16 protein-coding genes are annotated in these 22,589 nt (G+C 53.2%); 12 read left to right on the top strand and 4 right to left on the bottom strand.

Annotated features, from left to right (window positions below; genetic code table 11):
* The first annotated feature begins 46 nt into the window (after positions 1-46).
* Positions 47-7,354, top strand: coding sequence for an S-layer homology domain-containing protein (locus ABE504_RS18120; RefSeq protein ID WP_430091251.1), 7,308 nt, complete (start codon positions 47-49; stop codon positions 7,352-7,354).
* A gap of 78 nt (positions 7,355-7,432) precedes the next feature.
* On the opposite strand, the gene ABE504_RS18115 is transcribed toward ABE504_RS18120, so the two are convergent.
* Positions 7,433-8,158: a hypothetical protein gene (locus ABE504_RS18115; protein WP_430091249.1), complete on the bottom strand. Its 726-nt coding sequence runs from the start codon at positions 8,156-8,158 to the stop codon at positions 7,433-7,435.
* An 86-nt stretch (positions 8,159-8,244) separates the two neighbouring features.
* On the opposite strand from ABE504_RS18115, the gene ABE504_RS18110 reads away from it, so the two are divergent.
* The 3 genes from ABE504_RS18110 to ABE504_RS18100 all read left to right on the top strand — a co-directional run bounded on the left by ABE504_RS18110 (position 8,245) and on the right by ABE504_RS18100 (position 12,083).
* Positions 8,245-9,039, top strand: a complete 795-nt coding sequence (locus tag ABE504_RS18110) for a class I SAM-dependent methyltransferase (protein WP_430091247.1) — start codon at positions 8,245-8,247, stop codon at positions 9,037-9,039.
* 90 nt (positions 9,040-9,129) lie between these two features.
* Complete coding sequence (locus ABE504_RS18105) at positions 9,130-11,397, top strand: DNA topoisomerase 3 (protein ID WP_430091245.1); 2,268 nt, start codon at positions 9,130-9,132, stop codon at positions 11,395-11,397.
* 14 nt (positions 11,398-11,411) lie between these two features.
* Positions 11,412-12,083: a uracil-DNA glycosylase gene (locus ABE504_RS18100; RefSeq protein ID WP_430091244.1), complete on the top strand. Its 672-nt coding sequence runs from the start codon at positions 11,412-11,414 to the stop codon at positions 12,081-12,083.
* Positions 12,084-12,172: 89 nt separating this feature from the next.
* Here ABE504_RS18100 and ABE504_RS18095 read toward each other — a convergent pair whose 3' ends face one another.
* Entirely contained in the window at positions 12,173-13,105 is a 933-nt protein-coding gene (locus tag ABE504_RS18095; protein WP_430091242.1) for a zinc dependent phospholipase C family protein, read from the bottom strand.
* 105 nt (positions 13,106-13,210) lie between these two features.
* On the opposite strand from ABE504_RS18095, the gene ABE504_RS18090 reads away from it, so the two are divergent.
* Complete coding sequence (locus ABE504_RS18090) at positions 13,211-14,665, top strand: PAS domain-containing sensor histidine kinase (RefSeq protein WP_430091240.1); 1,455 nt, start codon at positions 13,211-13,213, stop codon at positions 14,663-14,665.
* Positions 14,666-14,725: 60 nt separating this feature from the next.
* Here ABE504_RS18090 and ABE504_RS18085 read toward each other — a convergent pair whose 3' ends face one another.
* On the bottom strand, positions 14,726-14,953 hold the full coding sequence (locus tag ABE504_RS18085) for a hypothetical protein (RefSeq protein WP_430091238.1): 228 nt from the start codon (positions 14,951-14,953) through the stop codon (positions 14,726-14,728).
* A 218-nt stretch (positions 14,954-15,171) separates the two neighbouring features.
* Here ABE504_RS18085 and ABE504_RS18080 point away from each other — a divergent pair, with 218 nt between their 5' ends.
* The 3 genes from ABE504_RS18080 (at position 15,172) to ABE504_RS18070 (ending at position 17,367) form a co-directional block, all read left to right on the top strand.
* A complete protein-coding gene (locus tag ABE504_RS18080; protein ID WP_430091237.1) occupies positions 15,172-15,828 on the top strand; it encodes a deoxynucleoside kinase in 657 nt (218 codons plus the stop codon).
* A gap of 423 nt (positions 15,829-16,251) precedes the next feature.
* Positions 16,252-16,962 carry a copper homeostasis protein CutC gene (locus tag ABE504_RS18075; RefSeq protein WP_430091235.1) on the top strand — a complete coding sequence of 237 codons (711 nt, stop codon included), beginning with the start codon at positions 16,252-16,254 and terminating at the stop codon, positions 16,960-16,962.
* Between the two features lie 96 nt (positions 16,963-17,058).
* Positions 17,059-17,367, top strand: coding sequence for a hypothetical protein (locus ABE504_RS18070; protein WP_430091233.1), 309 nt, complete (start codon positions 17,059-17,061; stop codon positions 17,365-17,367).
* Between the two features lie 95 nt (positions 17,368-17,462).
* Here the strand turns inward: ABE504_RS18070 and ABE504_RS18065 are convergent, their stop codons facing one another.
* On the bottom strand, positions 17,463-18,212 hold the full coding sequence (locus ABE504_RS18065) for an MBL fold metallo-hydrolase (protein ID WP_430091231.1): 750 nt from the start codon (positions 18,210-18,212) through the stop codon (positions 17,463-17,465).
* A gap of 264 nt (positions 18,213-18,476) precedes the next feature.
* On the opposite strand from ABE504_RS18065, the gene ABE504_RS18060 reads away from it, so the two are divergent.
* From ABE504_RS18060 to cyoC, 4 genes are all read left to right on the top strand, one after another.
* Complete coding sequence (locus ABE504_RS18060) at positions 18,477-18,740, top strand: hypothetical protein (RefSeq protein WP_430091230.1); 264 nt, start codon at positions 18,477-18,479, stop codon at positions 18,738-18,740.
* 230 nt (positions 18,741-18,970) lie between these two features.
* On the top strand, positions 18,971-19,963 hold the full coding sequence (gene cyoA / locus ABE504_RS18055; RefSeq protein ID WP_430091229.1) for a ubiquinol oxidase subunit II: 993 nt from the start codon (positions 18,971-18,973) through the stop codon (positions 19,961-19,963).
* Between the two features lie 34 nt (positions 19,964-19,997).
* The gene (locus ABE504_RS18050) at positions 19,998-21,965 is read left to right on the top strand and encodes a cbb3-type cytochrome c oxidase subunit I (protein WP_430091227.1); all 1,968 of its coding nucleotides are present in this window, start codon (positions 19,998-20,000) and stop codon (positions 21,963-21,965) included.
* Entirely contained in the window at positions 21,965-22,588 is a 624-nt protein-coding gene (cyoC, locus tag ABE504_RS18045) for a cytochrome o ubiquinol oxidase subunit III (RefSeq protein WP_430091226.1), read from the top strand. The genes ABE504_RS18050 and cyoC overlap by 1 nt, the downstream gene beginning before the upstream one ends.
* The last annotated feature ends 1 nt before the right edge of the window (position 22,589 follow it).

Below are 22,589 nucleotides of genomic sequence, written 5' to 3'. Positions count from 1 at the left end.
ACAAAGAACGTTCAGCGAATTCGGATTATTTTGAAGGAGGCTCGGTATGAGAAATGGTGGCAGCCGTTTGTGGAAACCGGTGATCGGGATTAAAAAAATGATGTGTTTGCTGCTGATGTGCGCACTCGTTGCAGGATATTGGCCCGCTTGGCCTAAAGCGGTGGCGGAGGACGCGGTGCCGGTTCCGACGAATGCGGTGGTCATTACGGAGCAAACGACCGGAGGCTTCACGCATCCCGGTGTAGGCTTGACTAAGAAAATTTTGGATGATATGCGCGAAGAGGTTGTTGCTCATAAGGAGCCGTGGTATTCCTATTATGTTGCGATGACGCAGTCGTCTTATGCATCCAGAACATTTACTTCCAGCAACCAGACGGATGCGTCCGATCCGACGAAACCGCGCAGCCTGGATTTTAACAGCCAGAGTTACAATTCCCGCTTTATTGCGGACGGGTTGAGAGCGTATACGCAAGCTCTGATGTATTACATCACGGGGGATCAAGTGTACCGCTACAACGCGATGCGCATTATCCGCACATGGTCCCGGTTGGACCCTGCACAGTATCAATATTTTACCGATGCGCATATTCATACGGGAATTCCACTCAACCGCATGGTGACGGCGGCGGAGATTTTGCGCTACAGCACGTCCGAGGGCGAGGACCCGGAGCTGCAGTGGACGGAAGCGGATACGAGCAGCTTTACCGCGAATTTGATCACGCCAGTGATTGAAACGTTCCAACACAGCAATGGCTATTTTATGAATCAGCACCTGTATCCGCTGCTTGGGGCGATGTCCGGGTATATTTTTACGGATAATCTTACCAGATACAACGAAGGGGTCGAATGGTTCACAGTCAACAAAGACGCGGTGGATCAGGGGCAGAATGGATCGATCAAGCAACTGTTCCGGTTGGTGTCGACCGACATCACATCAGGGGAAGCGGTTGTGCCTCCCAGGGTTCAACATGTGGAGATGGGCCGGGATCAGGCGCATGGCGCCGGTGATTTGACCAATGTGGAGATTCTGGGAAGGCTGCTGGAAGCGCAGGGCACCAAAGTCGACCCTGTCGAAGGAACCGTCTCAACCGCGCAGAACGCCGTAAGCATTTATAGTTTTCTGGATAAACGCATTCTCAAAGCGGCCGATTATTTCGCGCAGTTCATGCTGGGCTACGATACGCCATGGACGCCGGTCGCAGCACATACTGATGCAGCCGGGAATCCTACTGTGATTTATAAAATCCTGTCGGGCGCATATCGGGGAAGAATCGGCGGCAATGTGTACGGCCAGTACTATTACTACAAATATAAGCTGGGGCTCGATTTGGAGCAAGAAGCTCCTTATTATGCCGACATGTTCAAGAAGCGCACGCCCTATTATTGGGAGTCGCCGGATGGCGGTGCGGATTACTGGCTCTTTATTCCGAAAGAAGCCGAAGCGGAGGGCGCTTCGACTTTTCCGAAGGTTTCAGCGAGCGCCGATTGGGCCGAGATTGAGAACCGGTCGACCAGCCTGGATTCTCATTCCGCCATCAAGCAGGAAGGGGAAACCTCTTATGTGGAGGTTACTGCCACGGAAGCGGGGAGTCGAGTTTCTGTGGTTGCTTCCAGTACGGCATTAAAGAAAGTTGCGCTGAAAATCCGGACGAACGGGCCGGCGAAGCTGGAGATCAACGGTTGGACGGACGACACCTTGGTGCTGCCGGATACGAAAGGCCAGTGGACGTATGTCACGTACACCCTGAACAGTTACCGTGGCTTGGGTGATCTGATTTATTTCAAAATCATAGGATCCGGCACCGTGGTGGATCTGGATCACCTGCTTCTGGGACCGGCAGCGCAGGTGACGCCTCCCGTCTTCTCAACGGGGAAAGCAGCTTTGACTTTGTATGGCTACGTTGGATCGCAGGCTGCGCTCGACTACGATTTCTCGGCCAGCGATGCAGAGGCGGGGGATACCGTTACGTATCAGATAGACAACAGGCCTGCGGGCGCTGTGTTCGATGAACAAACCGGTGTCTTCTCCTGGAAGCCTGACCAGGAGGGAACCTACACGTTCGTTGTGAGCGCGACGGACGGAACGTCTGTTTCGGCGAAGGAAGTGACGGTCACGGTGGCCTCGAGCCGGCAAGGGGCTGTGAATGCTGCTATAGCTTCCTATAGTCCGGCGACGAGCTATATTTCGGCATCGTTGGAGGCTTACGAGGCCAAGTATGAGGAAGCTCTTCAGGCGCTGTCGACAGCGTCGGATGAGGATTTTTATCAGGAATTAGCTGACTTGAATAGTGCGGTTCAGGGGCTGCAACTTTTAACGCCGTTGATGGCGGATGGCAGCATGGATTATATGAAGATGGGGGTGACCTCCACGTTCGCTACAGAAATTGCTAAACTGGCGGATGGCGCCCCCGATAGCTTTGCAGGGTATTATCTGGCCGATAACCTGGGCTATGTCGTCGATTTTGGAGCCGACTATAAAGTATCAGCGAGCGCGTTCGAATTCCAGGTCAGGGCCGGCTTCCCTGAACGGATTGGCGGGGCGGCCGTATTCGGCTCCAACGATGGGGAAACGTGGACCCGCTTGACGCCGGGACTCACCAAGCGGTCGGACGATTTGCAGCCGCTAGCGGTCAGCGATGCGTTTAAGCAGACGCCGTATCGTTTCTTGAAAATCCAAATGCTGGAGTCCGAAGTCGGCATGTTCGAGATGTCGGAGATGCGGATATATGGCACACGCCATGAGGCCAACAACAAGCTCGTGTCGGTTTCGCTCAGCTCCCCGCAAAGCGTGCAGAATAGGGTCGGCGCGGGGGATACGGTCGCGTTGTCCTTTACTTCCAGTGAGCCGATTCAAGATGTGCAGATATTGATTCAAGGTCAGCCGGCGGCGTTATCTTCGGTGGATCAGATGCATTGGACGACGTCCATCACTCTCTCCAACCTGATGCCGACAGGGAAGATCAAGTTTGCCATTGACTACAAAACGGCAAAAGGGCTGACCGCCGATACGGTCATTTTCTCGACGGATAATTCGGTCTTGTATTATGTAGACAGCACCAAATATTTGGATATAGCCAAGCTTGCGGCAGTGACCGCCTCAAGCGCCCAATATGGCAGCGGCGGATTGCCGGCGGATAAAGTCGGCTATCTGCTGTTCGACGGCAATACGAGTACGTACGGAGATCTGGCCAGCGGCACCGGCGCGTATTATACGGTTGATTTTGGACCGGACGCAACGGTGAGGCTCAGCGACGTCATACTGATGCCGCGTTCCGGTTATGCAGGACGCATGAACGGTGTTGTTGTGCAGGGCTCCAATGACAATGAGCATTGGAGCGGGCTGACCCCTTCCGTCTCGGGTTCGGCGGACAACACCTGGTCGTACATCAGCGGCGATCAAATCAAAGATAACAGCGCCTACCGCTATTTGCGGATCTACAACAGCACGGCATGGAGCGGCAACTTGGCGGAGCTGGAATTGTACGGAGTGTACGATATTCAGCGTATCGATTCCAAAGTGGTGGGGCCAGAGGGATACACCAGACTCAGCTACGATCAGTATCGTCAGGAGGTTGACCGCATTCAGGCGGCTATCGGATTGCCGGGGGCTGACAAGCTGGCGCTGCTGCAAGCGCTGTTCGCTGCGGAAAAGCGGTTGGTGCCGGTCACGACGCTTCCCGCCGATCCCATTCCTATCACCGCGTCCATGGTGACCGCTTCTTCCACGCTGTACGGAAACAGCGGCGTGAGTAAAGAGGCCAACGGCTGGCGGGCCTTTGACGGCGATATCAATACGTATACCGATACGTCTGCCGCTGCGGGATGGATCGTAACGGACTTGGGCGCCAATAACGAGAAGTCGCTGGTCAGCTTCAAATTCTACCCGAGAAACAGCAGCAAAGCTTCCGAGTACACGCGCGTCAATGGGGCGATTCTTCAAGGCTCTAACGACGGTGAAAATTACACGAATCTGTATACGATCAGCGGAGTGAATGCCGTGCAATGGTACACGGCTCCCCTGGCCAATTCGGCGGCGTACCGTTATCTGCGGTACTATTCTCCAGCCGGTTATGCCAACGTGGCAGAACTTCAGTTTTATCAAACGCCTGTAGATAAAACGCTGCTGGCCTATCTGCTGGAGCAGGCTGAAGGGGTGGCCCCCGATCTGTATACGCTGGAGAGCGTTCAGACATTCAATCAGGCCCAGGCTGACGCCGCTGCGCTGAACAGCAGCGCGACAGCGACGCAGGCGCAAGTGGATGCAGCGGCATCGGCCCTGCAAGCGGCGCTTAATGGGTTCGCTTATTTACCCGGCGTTCCGGTGCTGGCCCCGATCGGCGATAGGGCTTTGGACGCAGAAAGTGCGCTAAGCGTGACAATCCAAACCGTGAACAGTGTGACAGGCACGGTCTATGCGGCCGAGCAGCTTCCTGCCGGAGCGGTATTCGATCCGAATACACACACCTTATCATGGATGCCTTCCCGAGAGCAGGGCGGCGTGTATACGATCCGCTTTACCGCGACGGCAGGCGGCTTCTCCACTTCGAAGACGCTCAAGCTTACGGTGAGAGGCGTGCCGCAGATCGCCCCGGGATCGAGCTTGGTCTTGACGGCAGGGCAGCAGGCTGCCTATCAAGTCGTCGCCTCGGACCCGTCAGGTACGAAGCTGATTTACAGCGTCAGCGGATTGCCGACAGCCGCTTCCGTGAATGCCGGTACCGGATCCTTTGTCTGGACGCCGGGTCAGGCGGATTACGGCGATTATACGGCAATTTTCAGTGTAAGCAATGGCAAGTTTACAGCTAATCAAACCGTCACTGTCCATGTTGACTTGAAGGTGCTTGCGCCAGTGGCCTATACCAAAGGAAGCTACTACTTGTATACCAAGGAAGTCGAGCGAATTCGCGCGGCGATGGGGAAAAACGGCGCCAACAAGGCTGCTTTAGCGGCTGAACTGGATCAGGCGGAAAAGAAGCTAGTGCCATTGATGTCACTGCCAGCCGAGAAAATCGTTCCCGACCCTTCCGGTGTCATTGCCTCCACGGTCGTGTATGGCAATGCCGGAACGGCGGAGGCTAACGGTTGGCGGGCGCTGGATGGCAACGTAGGCACGTTTACCGATACGACGGCGAATCCGTCCTGGATAACGGTCGATTTGGGAGCAGGTCATGAAACCTCCCTTGGCTCCTTCAAGTATTATCCGAGAAGCGGCTTTGCCACGCGTGTCAACGGCGCGATCGTGCAAGGCTCTGTCGACGGCTCCGCTTTTACGAATTTGTATACGCTTAGCGGTGCAGTGGACGTGAAGTGGTATCAAGCGCCGATTGACGATGCGGGTGTTTACCGGTATTTGCGCTATTATGCGCCTTCCGGCAATGCGAATGTGGCTGAGCTGGAATTTTACAAAAAGCCGATCGATCGTACACTGCTTGATGTATTGTTGGCGCAAGCGGATGGCTTGAACGAAGAAGCTTATGAAGAGGCCGGATTCTCCGGCGTAGTTGCAGCCAGAGCCGCTGCCCGGACTGTCGCGGAGGATGCCGCAAGCACACAGGCGCAAATGGACGAGGCGGCCGACAGCTTGCTGCACGCGCTCGATCAGTTAGTGGCGAAGGCGATCATCGTGAGTCTCGACGCTGTTGAGGTGGGGACTGTTGTCAGCATTCCGCCTGATCTGCCAACGGTCGTTAACGCGGTTTACAATACGCAGGAGGTTGTGCCTGTTCCGGTCGTTTGGACGGCTATCGATCCGGTCCAATACAGCATTGCCGGTCACTTTAGTGTAACCGGAGCTGTGTACGGCACAGCGATCCCGGCGATGGCGAACGTGACCGTTGTCGATCCGGATGCGCCGCTGCTGCCGACGCAGCTTCATGCGTCGTCCATCACGACAACCTCTCTGATACTGAACTGGACGGGAGCCACAGACAATGTGGGAGTGACCGGGTATGACGTATTCCTGGATGGACAGCTCGCGGGAACGGTGACCGGGAACACGTACAGCTACAGCTTCACGGGGCTTGCGCCGGACACGTCCTACACGTTCAAGGTCGTCGCGTTCGACGGATCGGGGAACCGGACGCCGAGCGCCGATTACACGGTGAGGACAGCCGCTATTCAGCAGAGTGAGGTGCCGAGCGGCGGAACGAGCACGACTACGACTACTGCTTTCAACGGTGTCAAGGAACCGGTGGTGACCGGCAGCCGCATTCAGGTGACGCCTGTCGTGAAGGACGGCGCAGCGCAAACTTCGTTGAGCGCGGAAACCATGCGTGAGGCGATTGAGAACGCTGTGCAGGATAGGAAGAAGACGCTGGTACTTGATTTGCAATCGGAGGATGAACGCCCCTCTTCCATTTTTCTGGAAATTCCTGCTGACAGCTGGCGGAATGCGCAAACGGCGGGCGTGAAGTCGATTGCAGTACAGTGGGGGCAGATTACGCTGACTTTTTCCTCGGACGCAATGCCGGATCTTTCCGACCGGAGCAAAGTTGCTTTGACGATTGGCCCCGTCGATAGCTCCGAAGTGCCTGTCGCTCTCTCGCAGACGCTCAAGGATAAACCTGTGTATGAATTCACTTTGACGGCCGACGGCCAACGTATCGGCAGCTTCCAGGGCAACAACGCAGTAGAAGTTCGCATTCCGTATACCCGCCAAACCGGGGAATCTCCGCTCAGTCTGGTTGCGGCTTACCTCAACGAGCAAGGGCGATTGGACATCGTCCGCAACTCGAAGTATGACGCTGCGGAGGGAATGCTCGTCTTCTACGCCAAGCATTTTTCCAAGTATGCGGTAATCTCCAATCCCGTGACGTTCACGGATCTGGCTTCGCATACCTGGGCGCAGAGCAGCGTGAACGCACTGGCTTCCCGCCAGATTGTAAACGGGGTGGATGATCACCGGTTTGCGCCGGAACGGGCCATCACCCGGGCTGAATTCCTCACATTGCTGATGCAAGCTTACGATTTGGTGAAAACCGGCTATACCGCTTCCTTTACCGACGTCACCAACGGTCAATGGTATTCCGATGCAGTGGCAACGGCGCAAGCGATGCAGATCGTTGCCGGGTATGAGGATGGCAGCTTCGGCTTGGAGCGACAGATTAGCCGGGAGGAAATGGTGGTTATGGCCGTGCGCATTGTGAAAGCGCCGGGCATCGAATTGTCTCACACACATCCTGCTGTATCGTTCAAGGATGCTGCAGAGATCGCCGATTATGCGGCGACTGCTGTGAAAACTTTATCTGAATCCGGTTTTCTGGAAGGGCAGGGCGCTGGTAATTTCGCGCCCAAATCATCCGCGAGCAGGGCGGAAGCGGCAGTGCTGATTGCTAGAATGCTGGGGCTTAATTAAATGAAAAGAACCTTGCTGCCTTCGCGCAGCGAGGTTCTTTATATTGTAGAGAAAGTTAACTGCAAGAACGCCGCACCGCTACTCCACCTTAACCTCCTCCAACCTCACCTTATCTGTCTTTATTAACTTCATCTTATGCTCCTCGGCGATATATTGAAAATGATACACCTCCACCGCATCCTGCCCTGCGCCGTAGCCGCCCGTCCAGAGCAGCTCTTGCCTGTTCACTTGCAAGCGGGTGTGCGGAAATAGGCCAAGATGATCGAGCGTTCGATCCGCGCTCATTTCGAAAGCGATGGGGAAGGCGTCTCCCTCGCTGATTCCGAACAAATACGTCTCAAGCGCATGGCAGTCAGTATAACGAGGTTGAAATACGAACAGCTCCGCCTTGTCGACAGTGAGCTTAGACATCTGGACGGGATCTGCCGCAGGCTGAATAATTTCAAAATCCGAAGGAAATGCGAAGATCCGTTTTGTATCTCCGGCTGGCGTTGTCCAGACCGCTTCATAGTCACCCGACCACCGGATGTCCGTGTCCAAACCGTAGCAGCTAGGCGCACCTAGCACGGCTTGAAAAGCCTGGCTGGCCGGTTGCACGGTAAGTCGTCCCTCTTGGCGGGAACCGACGGCGCGCACGCTCGTATCGATCTGACGCCCATCGTCAGGCAAAGCGCTGGGCGCGGGCGCAGCGGTTGCGAGAGGAGGGATGCTCCCAGCCGCCAAGCCTGCTATGTTCGTCTGTTCATCCTCGCATGCGGTGAGTGAAACCACTGCCATTGCAAGCAGCAACCATGTCCATTTCATCTTCCTAAACCCCTTTCACTTATGTTAAAATAGACGACTGATCATGATTGAAAGTTGTATGGATTTTACTGCTGAGGAGGAAGGGCATGGGCGAGTGGAAGGAGCTTACAGCATCATCGCAGGAACGATGGAATGAGATCGCGGGCTTCTGGGACGACTTTATGGGCGAACATAGCAACCGTTTTCACCGAGAGATTGTCAGGCCGAAGACGGAGGAACTGCTGGCACCGCAGGAAGGGCAACAGATTCTTGATATCGCCTGCGGGAATGGCAACTTCTCGCGCAGATTGGCGGACTTGGGCGTTAAGGTTACAGCCATCGACTACAGTTCTAACATGATTGATAGAGCGGTTGGGCGGTCGTCTGCGTATCAGGACGCGATTTCCTACAAGGTCGTGGATGCGACGAAATCCGAAGAATTGCTTGCGCTTGGCAAGGGCAGTTTCGATGGGGCAGTGGCGAACATGGCGCTGATGGATATCGCCGATCTGAGCGGCTTGCTCGAAGCGCTGCCTCGCATGCTCAAGCCAAACGGCGTTGTCGTCTTTTCCATCCCGCATCCCTGCTTTCAATCGCCGAATACGCGGAGAATTCACGAATCGGAGGATGTTGGCGGGCGGGTCGTTACCAGAAACAGCGTGCAAGTATCGAGCTATCTGCAGCCTGAACCGATGGAGTCGATCGGCGTGAAGGGACAGCCTGTCGCCCATTATGTATTCCATCGTCCGCTTCATTATTATATTCAGCTGTTCGTACGTGCAGGCTTCGTGCTGGACGGCCTTGAAGAGCCTGCATTCGCTTACGATGCCACTAGAGCGGAGCGGTTTGATTGGTATGAGCTGCCGCCGGCGGTTATTTTTCGCTTCAGAAAGTTAGCCTAACGACATATTGCAGGCATGCGGAAAGTGGGATAAACTGAGTCGACAGCATTTTGTGTGCTGAGCGAACTCAAGGTTAGGAGCGATTCACGTTTGAAAACGTTAATTATTGCGGAAAAACCGGATATGGGGCGAAATATTGCCGCCGCAATAGAGCCGAAAGCGAAAAATATGAGGACGCATCTCGAAGGCGAGCAGTATTTGATTACTTGGGCTATCGGACACCTCATTGAATTAGCGGAACCCGATCGTTACGATGAAAAATACAAAAAATGGAATATTGGCGATCTGCCGATTATTCCGGATGAATTCAAGCTCATCCCGAATCCGCGCACGTACGATCAGCTCAAGGTCATCGACGAGCTGGCCAAGCGCTGCGATCAGCTCGTGAACGCTTGCGACGCCGGGCGGGAGGGGCAGCATATTTTCTCGCTGATCCAGCGACATCTAAGGCTGAAGCAGCCGGTGAAACGGCTGTGGATCTCCGATCTTACCGCGGAGACGATTCGGGGCGGCTTCGCCACGCTGAAGGACGGCGCCGAATACGAGAATCTCACGCGGGCAGCGCGCTCCCGCAGCGAAGCGGATTGGCTGATCGGCATGAACGGATCGCGCGCTTTTACGACGAAACACAACGTGCTGCTCTCTGTCGGTCGCGTACAGACGCCGGTACTGGCGCTCATTTACGACCGGCAGAAGCAGATTGAGGCGTTTTCGTCACTGAAGTTTTTTGAGCTGGAAGGGCATTTCGAGCAGGGGGCCACGCTGTACCGGGGAATGTGGCAAGGGGAGCGGTTTACCGATAAAGAGAAAGCGGATGCGCTCGCCGCCAAGGTCAAAGGGAAACCTGCGAGAATCGCGTCGTATGAAGTGAAAGACACCAAGGAATATCCGTTCAAGCTGTACGATTTGACGTTACTGCAGCGTGAAGCGAACGGCAAATATGCCTTTTCCGCCAAGAAAACGCTGGATACCGCCCAATCGCTTTATGAGAAGCATAAGGTCATTTCATACCCGAGAACGAACTCCAACTACGTGACGGAGCAGAACGTTCCCGATATGCACAAAGCGCTGTCCGCGCTGCAAGGAACGGCTTATCATGAGCTGGTGCAGGGGGCGAATCGCAGCCTGGTACACACCGGCAACAAATTCATTTGCAACCCGTCGAAGGTCGAGGATCACCACGCGATTCTGCCGACGAATAAGAAGGCCACAGGGCTGACACCCGACGAACAGAAATTATACGATCTCATTGTACGCCGGTTTTTATCTCAATTTTATCCGCCAGCCGCTTATAAAGTACATACGGTGATCACCGAAGTGGAAGACGAGAAATTCAAAACCACAGTGAAAGAGCTGCTCTCCCTGGGTTGGAAAGTGATCTACGCCGACCAGAAAAAGGAGAAGCCGAAATCTTCCAAAGGCAAGGACAAGGAAGAGGAAGAAGAGGAAGAGATCGAGGTCAGCGAGCCTTTCTCCTTGGACGCAAACGGAGACGTGCTCTGCAAGGACGCGATTGTGAAAGAGAAGGAAACGCAGCCGCCGAAGCATTACAATGAAGGCTCACTGCTCAAGGCGATGGAGAGCGCAGGCAAGCAGATCGAGGACGAGGAGCTGCGCGATGCGATGAAAGATTCCGGCCTCGGCACGCCGGCAACACGCGCGGCGACGATTGAGCGGCTGAAGAAGGTCGGCTACATCGATATGCAGGGCAAAAAGATTATGCTGACGCAAAAAGGACGCACCGCCATTGAGCTGATCCGCGGCGCCGGCGTCGAGCTGCTGACGTCGCCGGAGATGACCGGCCAGTGGGAGCGCCGGCTCAACGAAATTTCGCGCGGCACGGCCTCGGACGAGCAGTTCATGCACAACGTCAAGCGCTTCGCGACGCTGATCGTAGAGAAGGTGCGCAAGCAGGCGCGCGCGGCGAAGACGTCGTTTGAAGGCGATCCGCCTGCTGCGGAAGCCAAAGGGAAGCGGGGCGCTGGCAAGGCGCCCTCCTCCGAGGGCAAGGCCGTGGCCGCGAAGTCGGCGCGGGCCAAGGCTGCGCCGAAGCAGGCCGCTGCGGCGGTCTCGAGCGACGGCCCGGCCATCGTCGCCGCGTGCCCGCGGCCGGGCTGCGGCGGCTCGCTGTTCATGGGCCGCAAGGGCTATGGCTGCTCGCACTATAAGACGGGCTGCACGTTCGTCATTTGGAAAGAGAGCTTCGGCCGCCAGCTGACGGAAACCCAGGTGCAAAGCCTGGTGAACAAAGGCCGTACAGCGAAACTTCAACTGACTCTGCCAGACGGTACGGCAGCGGAAGGGAAGATCGTGCTCGCGAACCCTGAGACAGGAGAACTGGGCACGGAGCTTGTATAAGGAAAGGAGCAATCATGCAACACCTGACGAACGATTGGGCTTCCCGTTTGCAGGACCAATGGGAAGCTCCATATTTTCAAGCTTTAATGGCGTTTCTGGAGGAGGAGTACCGCACGCAGACGGTCTTTCCTCCACAAGATCGGTTATTGGAGGCGCTTCGCCTGACGTCCTATACGGATACGAAGGTCGTGATTCTCGGTCAAGACCCGTACCATGGGGACGGGGAGGCGCACGGCCTCAGCTTTTCCGTCGAGCGCGGTATGGCCATTCCGCCTTCGCTGCGAAATATGTACAAAGAGCTGGAAGCCGACATTGGCTGCCCCGCACCCGCTCACGGCAACCTAACGTCTTGGAGCCGGCAAGGTGTGCTGCTGCTCAATACGGTGCTCACGGTGCGGAAAGACATGGCGAACTCGCATAAAGGCAAGGGCTGGGAAACGTTTACCGACGCGATTATACGGGAGCTGGATCGACGCGGTCAGCCGGTTATTTTTATTTTGTGGGGAAAAGGCGCGCAAGCAAAAACACGCCTCATCGACACGACGAGGCATGTGGTCATTGAATCTGTGCATCCGAGCCCGTTGTCCGCATATCGCGGATTTTTCGGGAGCAAGCCGTTTTCTCAGGTGAATGCGCACCTTGAAGCGATGGGAAGCTCCAAAATCGATTGGCAGATCAGCGATTAACTATTTTTCAATAAGCTCTGTCCACAATGGACGTAAAAGGCTAGCAGCCGCCGAAATCTGTAATTAACCTTTGCCACTTGCGAAGAGGATTAGAGGATCGGTTGTACATACTTAATTTCGGCACGACTGTCGCAGTCTTTGCCAGTTTCATAGGAGCGGTTCCCCAGCACGGCAGCCAGCGCAGCGTAGTCGCTTTCCGACCCGCGCTCGATGGCCCCAATGGCGGCTGCAACGACGGTTTCGCCATCTTGCATGGCAATATCCCATAAGTCCCACACGCTGTGCGAGTAGGTATCGCTAGGATCTGTCGGACAATGCCATGAGGATCTGGCTTCGTTCAAATAATCGAGCGGAGCTGGTTTCTTTTTAAAAACAAAAGGCGATATTTGACCAAGGGTTATCGTGCGTTTGATGCCTTTCGGATCGTGAAAAAGCTTCTGGGCCTGAATCATATCCATGTAAGCCGCCTGCCAATCTTGTTCGGTCAACCTTTCGGCGATACCGGGATAATGACGGCGGGCCGCTTGCATAAGCGCATGGATGATGCCAGGCGGCAGCGCCGGACCGACATAGATTTCTTTCCAAACCGGCGTTTTCCAGGTTTCGATGCCGCGCTCCCGTTTGGCAATTAACGTATCCATAATAATTTCAAAACGTTGATGATCCCATTTTTTAAATCCGGATTTATAGAAGACATAGGGATGCATATTGCGGTCCAGGATATGATGGGTGATAAAGCCGATGACATACAGGGCTGCGGCATTGTAAAGTCCTCGTCCCTGCACGCCGCGCACGAGGTCCAACAGAAAAGGGCCGCACGCCTCCTTATGCATCAGGCTGCCGAGTTCGTTTAAGTGTTTTTCTTTTTTCCACGGTAAATAGTTGTGATAGAACAAAAAGTCCGGTCCTTGACACCCGAGTGAGAACACCTGGCGAAGCTGCTTATCGTTCATTGGCGCTGCATGCCCGAGCCTGCTCATGAGCTGTTGTCCGAAGATGAAATGCGTCCAAATGTTAGGCAAAGCTGAATTCCTCCTATGTATCACAAATAGGTATGGCAACCTCCTTATCTTATCATAGACTTGGACAACTCGCGTATGCGGAAATTTTTATGGAGGAGATTTTCCATGGATATGAACATGGCACGCAAATTGGCGGAGAGCGAGCAGCGGTACCGCTCGCTGATTGAGCACAATCTGGCGGGAATTGTGACCTGCGATATGCAAGGGCATATTCTCAGCATGAATCAAGCAATGGAACGCATTCTCGGCTACACCGAACAGGAGCTGACCGGCCGGAGTATCCAAGAGCTTGCTGTCATCGACAGCAGTGCCGAATCGCCGGTCACCTCGGACAGCCTCCTCAAGCAAACGGACAATTTCATGCTCCGGGCGCAGCATAAGAACGGCGAGTGGATCGAGCTTGGCGTCAAGAATGTGCCGATTATTGTAGATAGCGGTCAGGAAGGCGTCTATCTCATCGCGAGAGACATTACGCAGTTAAACCGTGAGAGAGAAGAACGTATGCACATGGAGAAGGAGCTTCGTGAGACGAAGGAGCTGCTGGAGTCCTTGATTACGCATACGACAGATGCGATCTGTATGATGGATACGCAAGGATGCGTGATTTCCGTCAATAAAGCACATGAGCAGATTTTTGGGTGGTCGTTTGAAGAGCTGCTACATAAGCCTCTGCCGATCTATCCGGCGTTTCTGGAAGAACAGCGCACGGAAATGTACGACATGCTGCGTGCCGGGAAGCAGATTACCGGACTGGAATCCGTGCGGCTGCGCAAGGATGGTCAGGTCATCCACGTCAGCGTCACGAAGACACCGATTCGCAATGCGCAAGGCGACATTATCGGATTCTCCGCGATAACGCGTGATATTACCGAGCGAAAGCAGACGGAGGAGCTGTTGCGCAAATCCGACAAGCTGGCCGTTGCCGGACAGCTCGCCGCCGGTCTGGCGCATGAGATCCGAAATCCGCTGACTTCGCTTCGCGGGTTCCTGCAGCTCCTGCAACATGATATGAAGGATAAAAAGCACTATTTTGACATCATGCTCTCGGAACTGGATCGGATTAATTTCATTGTGAGCGAATTTCTCGTCATCGCAAAGCCGGAAGCCATTCAATATAAGAAAGGGAATTTGACGTCCATTCTGCACAGCGTTACCGCCTTGCTGGAAACGCAGGCTGTGCTGGGAGGCGCCGTCTTAACCTTAGATTTCGAGGAGGATATTCCGGACATCGTCTGTTCGGAAATGCACTTGAAGCAGTTGTTCATCAATTTGGTGAAAAATGCGTTGGAGGCGATTTCTAAGGATGGGCGGGTGCATATCACGGTTTCCATGGCGGGGCCGGACTTGATTCGGGTGCGAACCGAGGATAATGGGTGCGGCATTCCGGAGGAGCGGGTGAAGCAGTTAGGGGAGCCGTTCTATACGACGAAGGAAAAAGGTACGGGCCTGGGGCTTATGATGTGTTTTAAAATTGTCGAAGCACACCGGGGCCAATTGCATATTGAAAGTACGGTGGGCCATGGCACGACGATTGATGTGCTGCTGCCGGTTACAGAGTGAATAGGGGAGACTTTCATAAACCGCCGACAGGAGAGTTCCGGCACGGCGGTTTTATTGTGGCTAGAAACGGATGCTGAATTCCGACGTTTCTCTGGAATACCAAGTTGTGAGCCCGTTGTCTTCATGCAAAATCTGCACTTCATCCGCTGTATACTTCAAAATCGTTCCTACGTTGACTTGATAATAGACGCCCAATGGATCCATCGACCACACGAGGACGGGAGTCTTGCTTAATGCTGCGGCAAACATTTCGGTATCATGATCGAGCAGCTTAGTTCCATAAATCATGCATTACACCTCTGTCGTAGTTAGAATGGTTCATCTTCACTATTATAGACAGCTTATCTAAGGCAGTCGTCACGAAAACAAATATTTTTTTGTGAATTTCCGTTTTCAGACCCGCAAAAATAAAGGTTCCCACGAATGCGAAATCCTTGTATAATAGGTAAGCTTTGCTGATTTGACATAAGGTTAATTAAAGATGGGCAGAAGGAGAAAGGGGTTCAATGGCAGTGATTGTGGTTGGGGGAATGATAGGCCTGGGGAAAACGTCGGTTTCCACGTTACTTGGACAGGCATTGCATTCGGAAGTATTTTATGAGAGCGTGGACGATAATCCGATTTTACCTTTGTTTTATACAGCTTCACCGGAGGAAATCGAGACGAAGCGATACCCTTTCTTGCTGCAGCTGCACTTTTTGAATACGCGATTTAAGGCGATCAAGCAAGCGCTGGTTCATAATCGCAATGTACTCGATCGAAGCATCTATGAAGACTGGTATTTTGCCAAAGTGAACCGCGAGCTGGGTCGAATTTCACAGTTGGAGTTTGACGTATACGAAGGTCTGGCCGATAATATGATGGAAGAACTCGCCGAGTTGCCGAAGAAGGCGCCGGACTTGATGGTATATTTGAAAGCTTCGTTCGAGACGGTGTTGCACCGGATCGGGCTGCGCGGGCGGAGCTTCGAACAGGATGCCTCACTTGTCGAATATTATCGATTGCTGTGGTCCGGCTACGATGAGTGGGTGATGAATCATTACCATGCGTCCGAAGTGCTGATCGTGGATATGGATGTGATCGATGTTGTGAATCGCGAAAGGGATGCGGCGTTCCTGGTCGAGCAAGTGAAGGCGAAATTAGCGGATTTAGCGATTGCATAAAAAATGTCGAAATGTGGGAAGAGGCCCCCTCAAACGAGGGGGTCTCTTCGAATTGGTGTAATATCGCATATGCAGAAGGTATAAGTCTTAGGACATAGCGCCCGGCAACGCCCCGTATATGTTGTATCTATTTTAGAAGAGAAGGTGATCGAATTGTTGTTTGTCATTTGCTACAAAGGAAAGGCGATCTGTCCGCCGCTTCCTCAGCTTGCCGCCACGGAAAAAATGTCGAAACTTAGCCGCTCGTTCTCAAATCTGGAACTTGTGGAAGTACCGCAACAATCGCAGAAAGCTTCCAATATCTAAAAGCATACAATATAGGCTGCGATGGTTGTTGTCGGTCGGGGACTCCTTCTACTCGGAAGGAGTTTTTTCATTGCCCGGCGAACTGTGGTACCCTGTTTGAAAATGAGGGAGAGGCAGGTGACTGCGCATATGCTGCTGGAAGTGATTGCGACGAGCGTGCGGGACGCGGTGGAGGCGATAGCGGGAGGAGCGGATCGGCTGGAGTTGATCTCGGCCTTCGAGCAAGGCGGACTGACGCCGGACCTTGCGCTAGTGGCGCAGGTCGTGCAGACGGTCGCGATTCCCGTACATGTGATGATTCGGCCGCATAGTCGAACGTTCGAGGTGTCCCGGGAGGACCTCGCGCACATGACGGAATCGATGAAAGCTGCGGAAGCCGCGGGGGCGTCAGCGTTCGTGCTGGGGGCCATTACCGCGGATAAAAAGATTGACGAAGCCGCGCTTGACCGGCTGCTTGCGGTCTCCAGCCTGCCCGTGACGTTTCACCGGGCATTTGATGCGGTGGTGGATCAAGAGGCGGCGCTGGCCGTGCTCCAGCGGTATCCGCAGATCCGCTCGGTCTTGACATCAGGCGGCGCCGAGCGCGCGCCGGATGCCGTGGCGCAGTTCGAGCGGCTGCTTCCGCTCACCCGCGGCGGCACGCTGCGCCTGCTTGCCGGCGGCGGTTTGACGCCGGAGAACGTGCAGGCTTTCGCCCTGGCCACCGGCGTAGGGTGTGTGCATTTGGGCACAGGTGTCCGGGCGGGCAGACGCATCGATGGCGGCGTGGATCGGGCGCTGGTGAGGCAGGTGCGAGAGCGGCTCGATGCGATCGGACGCGGGGAATAAAATTTTTTCGCAAATTGATGAAAAAATCTCTCGTATACACGTCCGATTACGAATATAATTGGAAGTGAAAACTTTGAGAAAGAGTGGTGCTTTCCAATGTATGATTCGACGGATATTGAGAGCAATAAGGGGATGGCCATATTGGCGTACATTTTATTTTTCATCCCGCTCATCGCAGCGAAAGATTCCAAGTTTGCGATGTATCACGCCAACCAGGGGCTGACTTTATTCTTGTGCGTAGTTATCGTCAACGTTGTACTTGGCATCATTCCTTTTATCGGTTGGATCCTGCTGCCGCTCGTGAATCTTGCTTTGCTGGTATTGGCGATTCTAGGGATCGTCGCCGCGGCGCAAGGGCAAGTGAAGCCGCTCCCGATTATTGGCGCGTATACGCTAATCAAGTAAACACACCACACCATAGACGCTGTATACATAACAAAAAGCAGGCTGACCTCGAGATGCGAGGAATGGCCTGCTTTTTAGGTTCAGAAATTGGAAGTTTAGCTGCCGGCTTCCGCCGCCAACTCGGCAATCCGCTGATTGACGTTATCGGCAAACTCGCCACCGTGATAGCAGATGACCTTGTTCACGTCGAACGCTGTGAGCTTGCTCAGCGACTGTTGTGCCTGGGGATAGTCGTAGCAATATGCGGGAATCGGCCCTTGCAGCTGCCCTTCGGCGACGACCATGGCGTCTGCGGCAAGCAGCGTTTTGCTCGCAGCATGGTAAAGTGACATATGCCCGGGCGTATGGCCAGGCGTTAGAATGACGGTCAGTCCGTTAATCACTTGACCGTCTTCCAGCAAACCGGTAACCGGCGCCTTCGGCGGATTCTCCAGCCGATTGCGGAATGCTTGACGCTGCTCCTCCGTGACGGAGGCGGGAAGGTTCGCCATCGCACGTTCGACGGACTCAGGTGTCACTTTGATCAGCCTTTTATCCCCTTGGATATAAGGCTTTTCGCCTTCTGTCGCAAAGACCGCGACCGGGTGCGGGATCGCCTCAAGCAGAGCGGGCAGGCTGCCGATGTGGTCGATGTCCTGATGTGTCAGGATAATCGAGGTCACTTCGTTCAGGGTAAGCCCTTGCTGTTCCAGCGCTTGCTGAATGAGCGGGACGTTGCCGGGGTATCCGGTGTCAATGAGCGTCGCTTGTCCCAGATGGACAACCACAACGGGGTGAATGACATTGATTTGTCCCATGGCAGGAACAGACAGCGGAAGGCAATAAAGCCCATCGGAAACTTGCATGACAAAACCTCCAATGTGAAATGATAAAAGAGAACAAATTCCATTCTACTCACATTGGTCGTATCAGTCAATTAAAAGTTTTATTATATCATAAATATTATAAAAAGTCAACATTTAATTTAATGGGCATGCATGCCGCCAAATCTAGACGGAAATTTGTCCAAATATCGAGCATCATGTGAAAATTATATGAACAAACCGAAAGTTTTGTGTTATAATAAAAACAAGGAAAGCACTTTCAATGAAGTCAGGAGCGGTGATGTCATGTCAAATAGAACTATGTCTGTGAAACCGATGGAGCGTGTAGAGCAGCGCGATGTTTCTCCACTTGTGAAGTGGATGACGATTGCAGCGTGGTCGCTGCTGGCGATTGGTTTAGTTCTCAGTTTGATTAGCATAGAGCAATTCAGTGATAAGAACTATACCTTGATGATTGGCGTTGGCTTTATGGTCGGAAGCGTGCATGTCTACGTGATCCGCACAGCCATTCACTTGGTGCACTCAAGAAATATGGCGAAAAGTGAATGATGTAAAGCTCCAGGACGAATACTAATGTAGCCTTTCAAGGCATTAACTTGAAAGGCTTTTTGCTTTTCATATTTTTCCTACATAGTCAACAAACGTTCTGTGACATTTGTTTTACAGTAAAACGTCGAACCTTTGACGTATTTGTTAAGTCAGAGGGTAACATGTGTACTTTTGTATGGAAGATGGTTATGTTGGTAGTAGGTTGGATTTGTTGATTGGGAGGTAGTGAAATGAAGAAGAGGAAGCTTGTTCGAGCGCTGATGCTCTTCATGATGGTTGCCATCATCGTCGTGCTGTCAGGCTGTTCCAACGCCATGGTGCTTGACCCGAAGGGGCCTGTGGCTGAGCATCAAAGAGATTTGATTTACATCTCCAGTATTTTATGTCTAGTTATTCTGGTGCCGGTGCTGGCATTGACAGCATGGATCGTGTGGCGGTATCGGGATCGGCAAGGCAATAAAGCCAGCTATAAGCCGGAGTGGTCGCATAATACAACGATGGAAATCGTCTGGTGGACGATTCCGATTGTGATTATCGTGACGCTGGCTGTCATCACTATTAAGTATACGTACAAGTTGGAGCCGTCCAAAGCACTCGAGACTTCAACGAAAAAGCCGATTACGGTTCAAGTCACGTCGCTCGACTGGAAATGGCTGTTCGTATATCCGGAGCAAGGAATCGCGACTGTGAACTACTTGCAGATTCCGGAAGATACACCGATCAAATTTGAATTGACGTCCGATGCGCCGATGAACTCTTTCTGGATTCCTCAGCTGGGCGGTCAGATTTACACCATGTCGGGCATGGCGATGACTTTGTATCTGCAAGCGGATGAAATCGGCCACTATTTTGGAACCGGGGCGAATTTCAGCGGCGAGCATTTTGCAGATATGACGTTCGATGTCAATGCGACGTCACAGCAGGATTTTGACGCTTTCGTTGATAAAACGAAAAAAGTGCCTGGAAAGCTGACGCAAGAGACGTACGAGGAGTTGGCGGCACCGGGCAAATCGGGCGTGCGCTATTATTCTTCCGTACCGGACGGGCTGTTTGAGCAAACGGTCACGAAGTATATGAAAGGCGACATGGGTCACGGCGGTCACAGCGGTCATGGCACATCGGATGCGGGAAGCGAGAAAGCGGCCGCGACCGAACCTAAGGCGGCGACCGATCACAGCCAAATGAGCCAAATGGATCACAGCCATATGAATATGGCCAAATGATTTGATCAACGTTTCATGAAAGGAAGTTCTGCTCATGTTCGATAATATCAAACAATTCGCATCCGAGTTTTTCGTCACGGGCGATCCGCTCATTCTGGGTGCACAGGTTAGTATCGGACTTTCGATGGTTGCCATCGTTTTCGTTCTAACTTTCTTTAAAAAATGGGGCTGGCTCTGGCGCGAATGGCTAACCAGCGTCGACCACAAGCGGATCGGCATTATGTATATCATCTGTTCGATTCTGATGCTGTTCCGCGGCGGCGTTGACGCGTTGCTCATGCGGATGCAGCTGGCGATGCCGGATTCCAACTTTTTGCAGCCGGATCACTACAATCAGATTTTCACAACGCATGGCGTTATTATGATTTTGTTCATGGCAATGCCGCTCATGTTCGGGTTGTTTAATATCGTTGTGCCGCTGCAAATCGGCGCGCGCGACGTTGCGTATCCGTTCCTGAACTCGCTTAGCTTCTGGATGTTCTTCTGGGGCGCGATGCTGTTCAACGTTTCGTTCATTATCGGCGGTTCGCCGGATGCGGGCTGGCTCAGCTACCCGCCGCTGTCAGAGTTATCGCATAGCCCTGGCGTGGGACAAAACTTCTACATCTGGGGCATTCAAATTTCAGGGATCGGCAGCTTGGCGACGGGCATTAACTTTATCGTTACGATTCTGAAAATGCGTGCGCCGGGCATGAAGCTCATGCAAATGCCGATGTTTACCTGGTCCGTGCTTTCCAGCTGTATCACGATTATTTTCGCATTTCCGATTTTGACGGTAACACTTGCGCTGCTCTTCCTGGATCGGTTCGCGGGAGCGCACTTCTTCACCTTGGACGGCGGCGGCAATCCGATGATGTATATCAACTTGATCTGGATGTGGGGACACCCCGAAGTGTATATCGTCGTCCTGCCGGCGTTTGGGATTTTCTCTGAAGTCGTGGCGACCTTCTCGCGTAAAAAACTGTTCGGCTACAAGTCAATGGTATTCGCGATGCTGATTATTTCGATCTTGTCCTTCTTTACATGGGCGCATCACTTCTTCACCATGGGTTCGGGCGCAGACGTCAACGCTTTCTTTGCGATTACAACGATGACTATTGCGATTCCGACCGGTGTCAAAATATTCAACTGGCTATTCACGATGTATCGCGGGAAAATTCGCTTTACAACGCCAATGCTGTGGACGATTGCCTTTATTCCTTGTTTCGTTGTCGGCGGGATGACGGGGGTTCTGCTCTCGGTTGCACCGGCGGACTTCCAGTTCCATAACAGCTACTTCCTGATTGCTCACTTCCATCAAGTGTTAATTGGCGGTGTTGCGTTCGGTTACTTCGCAGGCCTGTATTATTGGTGGCCAAAGATGTTCGGCTTTAAACTAAACGAAAAAATCGGCAAATGGGCGTTCTGGCTCTGGAACATCGGCTTCTACGTCTGTTTCATGCCGCAATACTTCCTTGGTCTCGATGGCATGACACGCCGTACGTACGTGTACAGTTGGGATATGGGCTGGGGCCCGCTCAACATGGTATCGACCATCGGCGGTTTCCTGATGGGAATCGGCTTCCTGTTCCAAGTATGGCAAATTGCACACTCGATTAAATTCAGAGAGGCGGATACCACGGGCGATCCATGGGATGGCCGTACGCTTGAATGGTCGATTCCTTCGCCTGCACCGATCTACAACTTCGCTGTTCTGCCTAAAGCAGATAGCATTGATGTATGGTGGGAGCAAAAACAGGGGAAAGTGGCGAAAACACCTGTACCGAAACAATACGAACCGATTCATATGCCGAAAAATTCCGCCATTCCGTTTATTAAATCGGCACTCTGGTTCTTCGTCGGCTTTGGCTTCGTCTGGGATTGGATGTGGCTGACGATCCCAGCCATGATCGGCATCGCTATCTGTATGCTGGCTCGTTCCTTCAGCTATGATACGGACTACTATATTCCAGCTGACGAAGTGAAGCAGACAGAGGCTGCTTGGAAAGGAGTGAAAGTCTAATGGCGCACGCAGCGGCAAATCACGCACATCACGGGCATGATCACGCGCATGATCATGAACACGAGCACGAATCGCTCAAAACGTTCGGCTTTTGGATTTTCCTGATTACAGACTGTATCCTGTTCGGATCTTTATTTGCAACTTATATGGTGCTGCACGGCAATACAAACGGCGGTCCTACGCCAGAAGAATTGTTTAAAATGCCCGGCGTCATCGCCGAGACGTTCATTCTCTTGACGAGTTCGTTCACGAGCGGCATAGCCGTTCTGGGGCTGCATAAAGGGAATATGAAGCAACTAATTGGTGGCTTGATCGTAACGGTGATTCTCGGGGCTTCGTTTATCGGCCTGGAGCTTTCGGAATTCATTAGTATGGTTAATCATGAGGGCGCTACGATTTCGACAAGCGGGTTCCTGTCGGCGTTCTTTACCCTGGTCGGCACGCACGGACTTCACGTATCCGTCGGTTTGATCTGGATGATCGGCTTAATCTTCCAGCTGCGCCGCCGCGGCATTACAGCGGTGACCAAACGGAAAGTCGAAGTCATTTCCTTGTATTGGCACTTCCTCGACGTCGTGTGGATTTTCGTCTTCACGGTCGTCTATCTCATGGGGGTGATGTAAG

Origin of the sequence: Paenibacillus oryzisoli (assembly GCF_050467285.1) — a bacterium.
Taxonomy (GTDB): Bacteria; Bacillota; Bacilli; order Paenibacillales; family NBRC-103111; genus Paenibacillus_E; species Paenibacillus_E oryzisoli_A.
The sequence above is the reverse complement of the archived record's forward strand: the minus strand, read 5'-3'. Positions and strand labels throughout refer to the sequence as shown.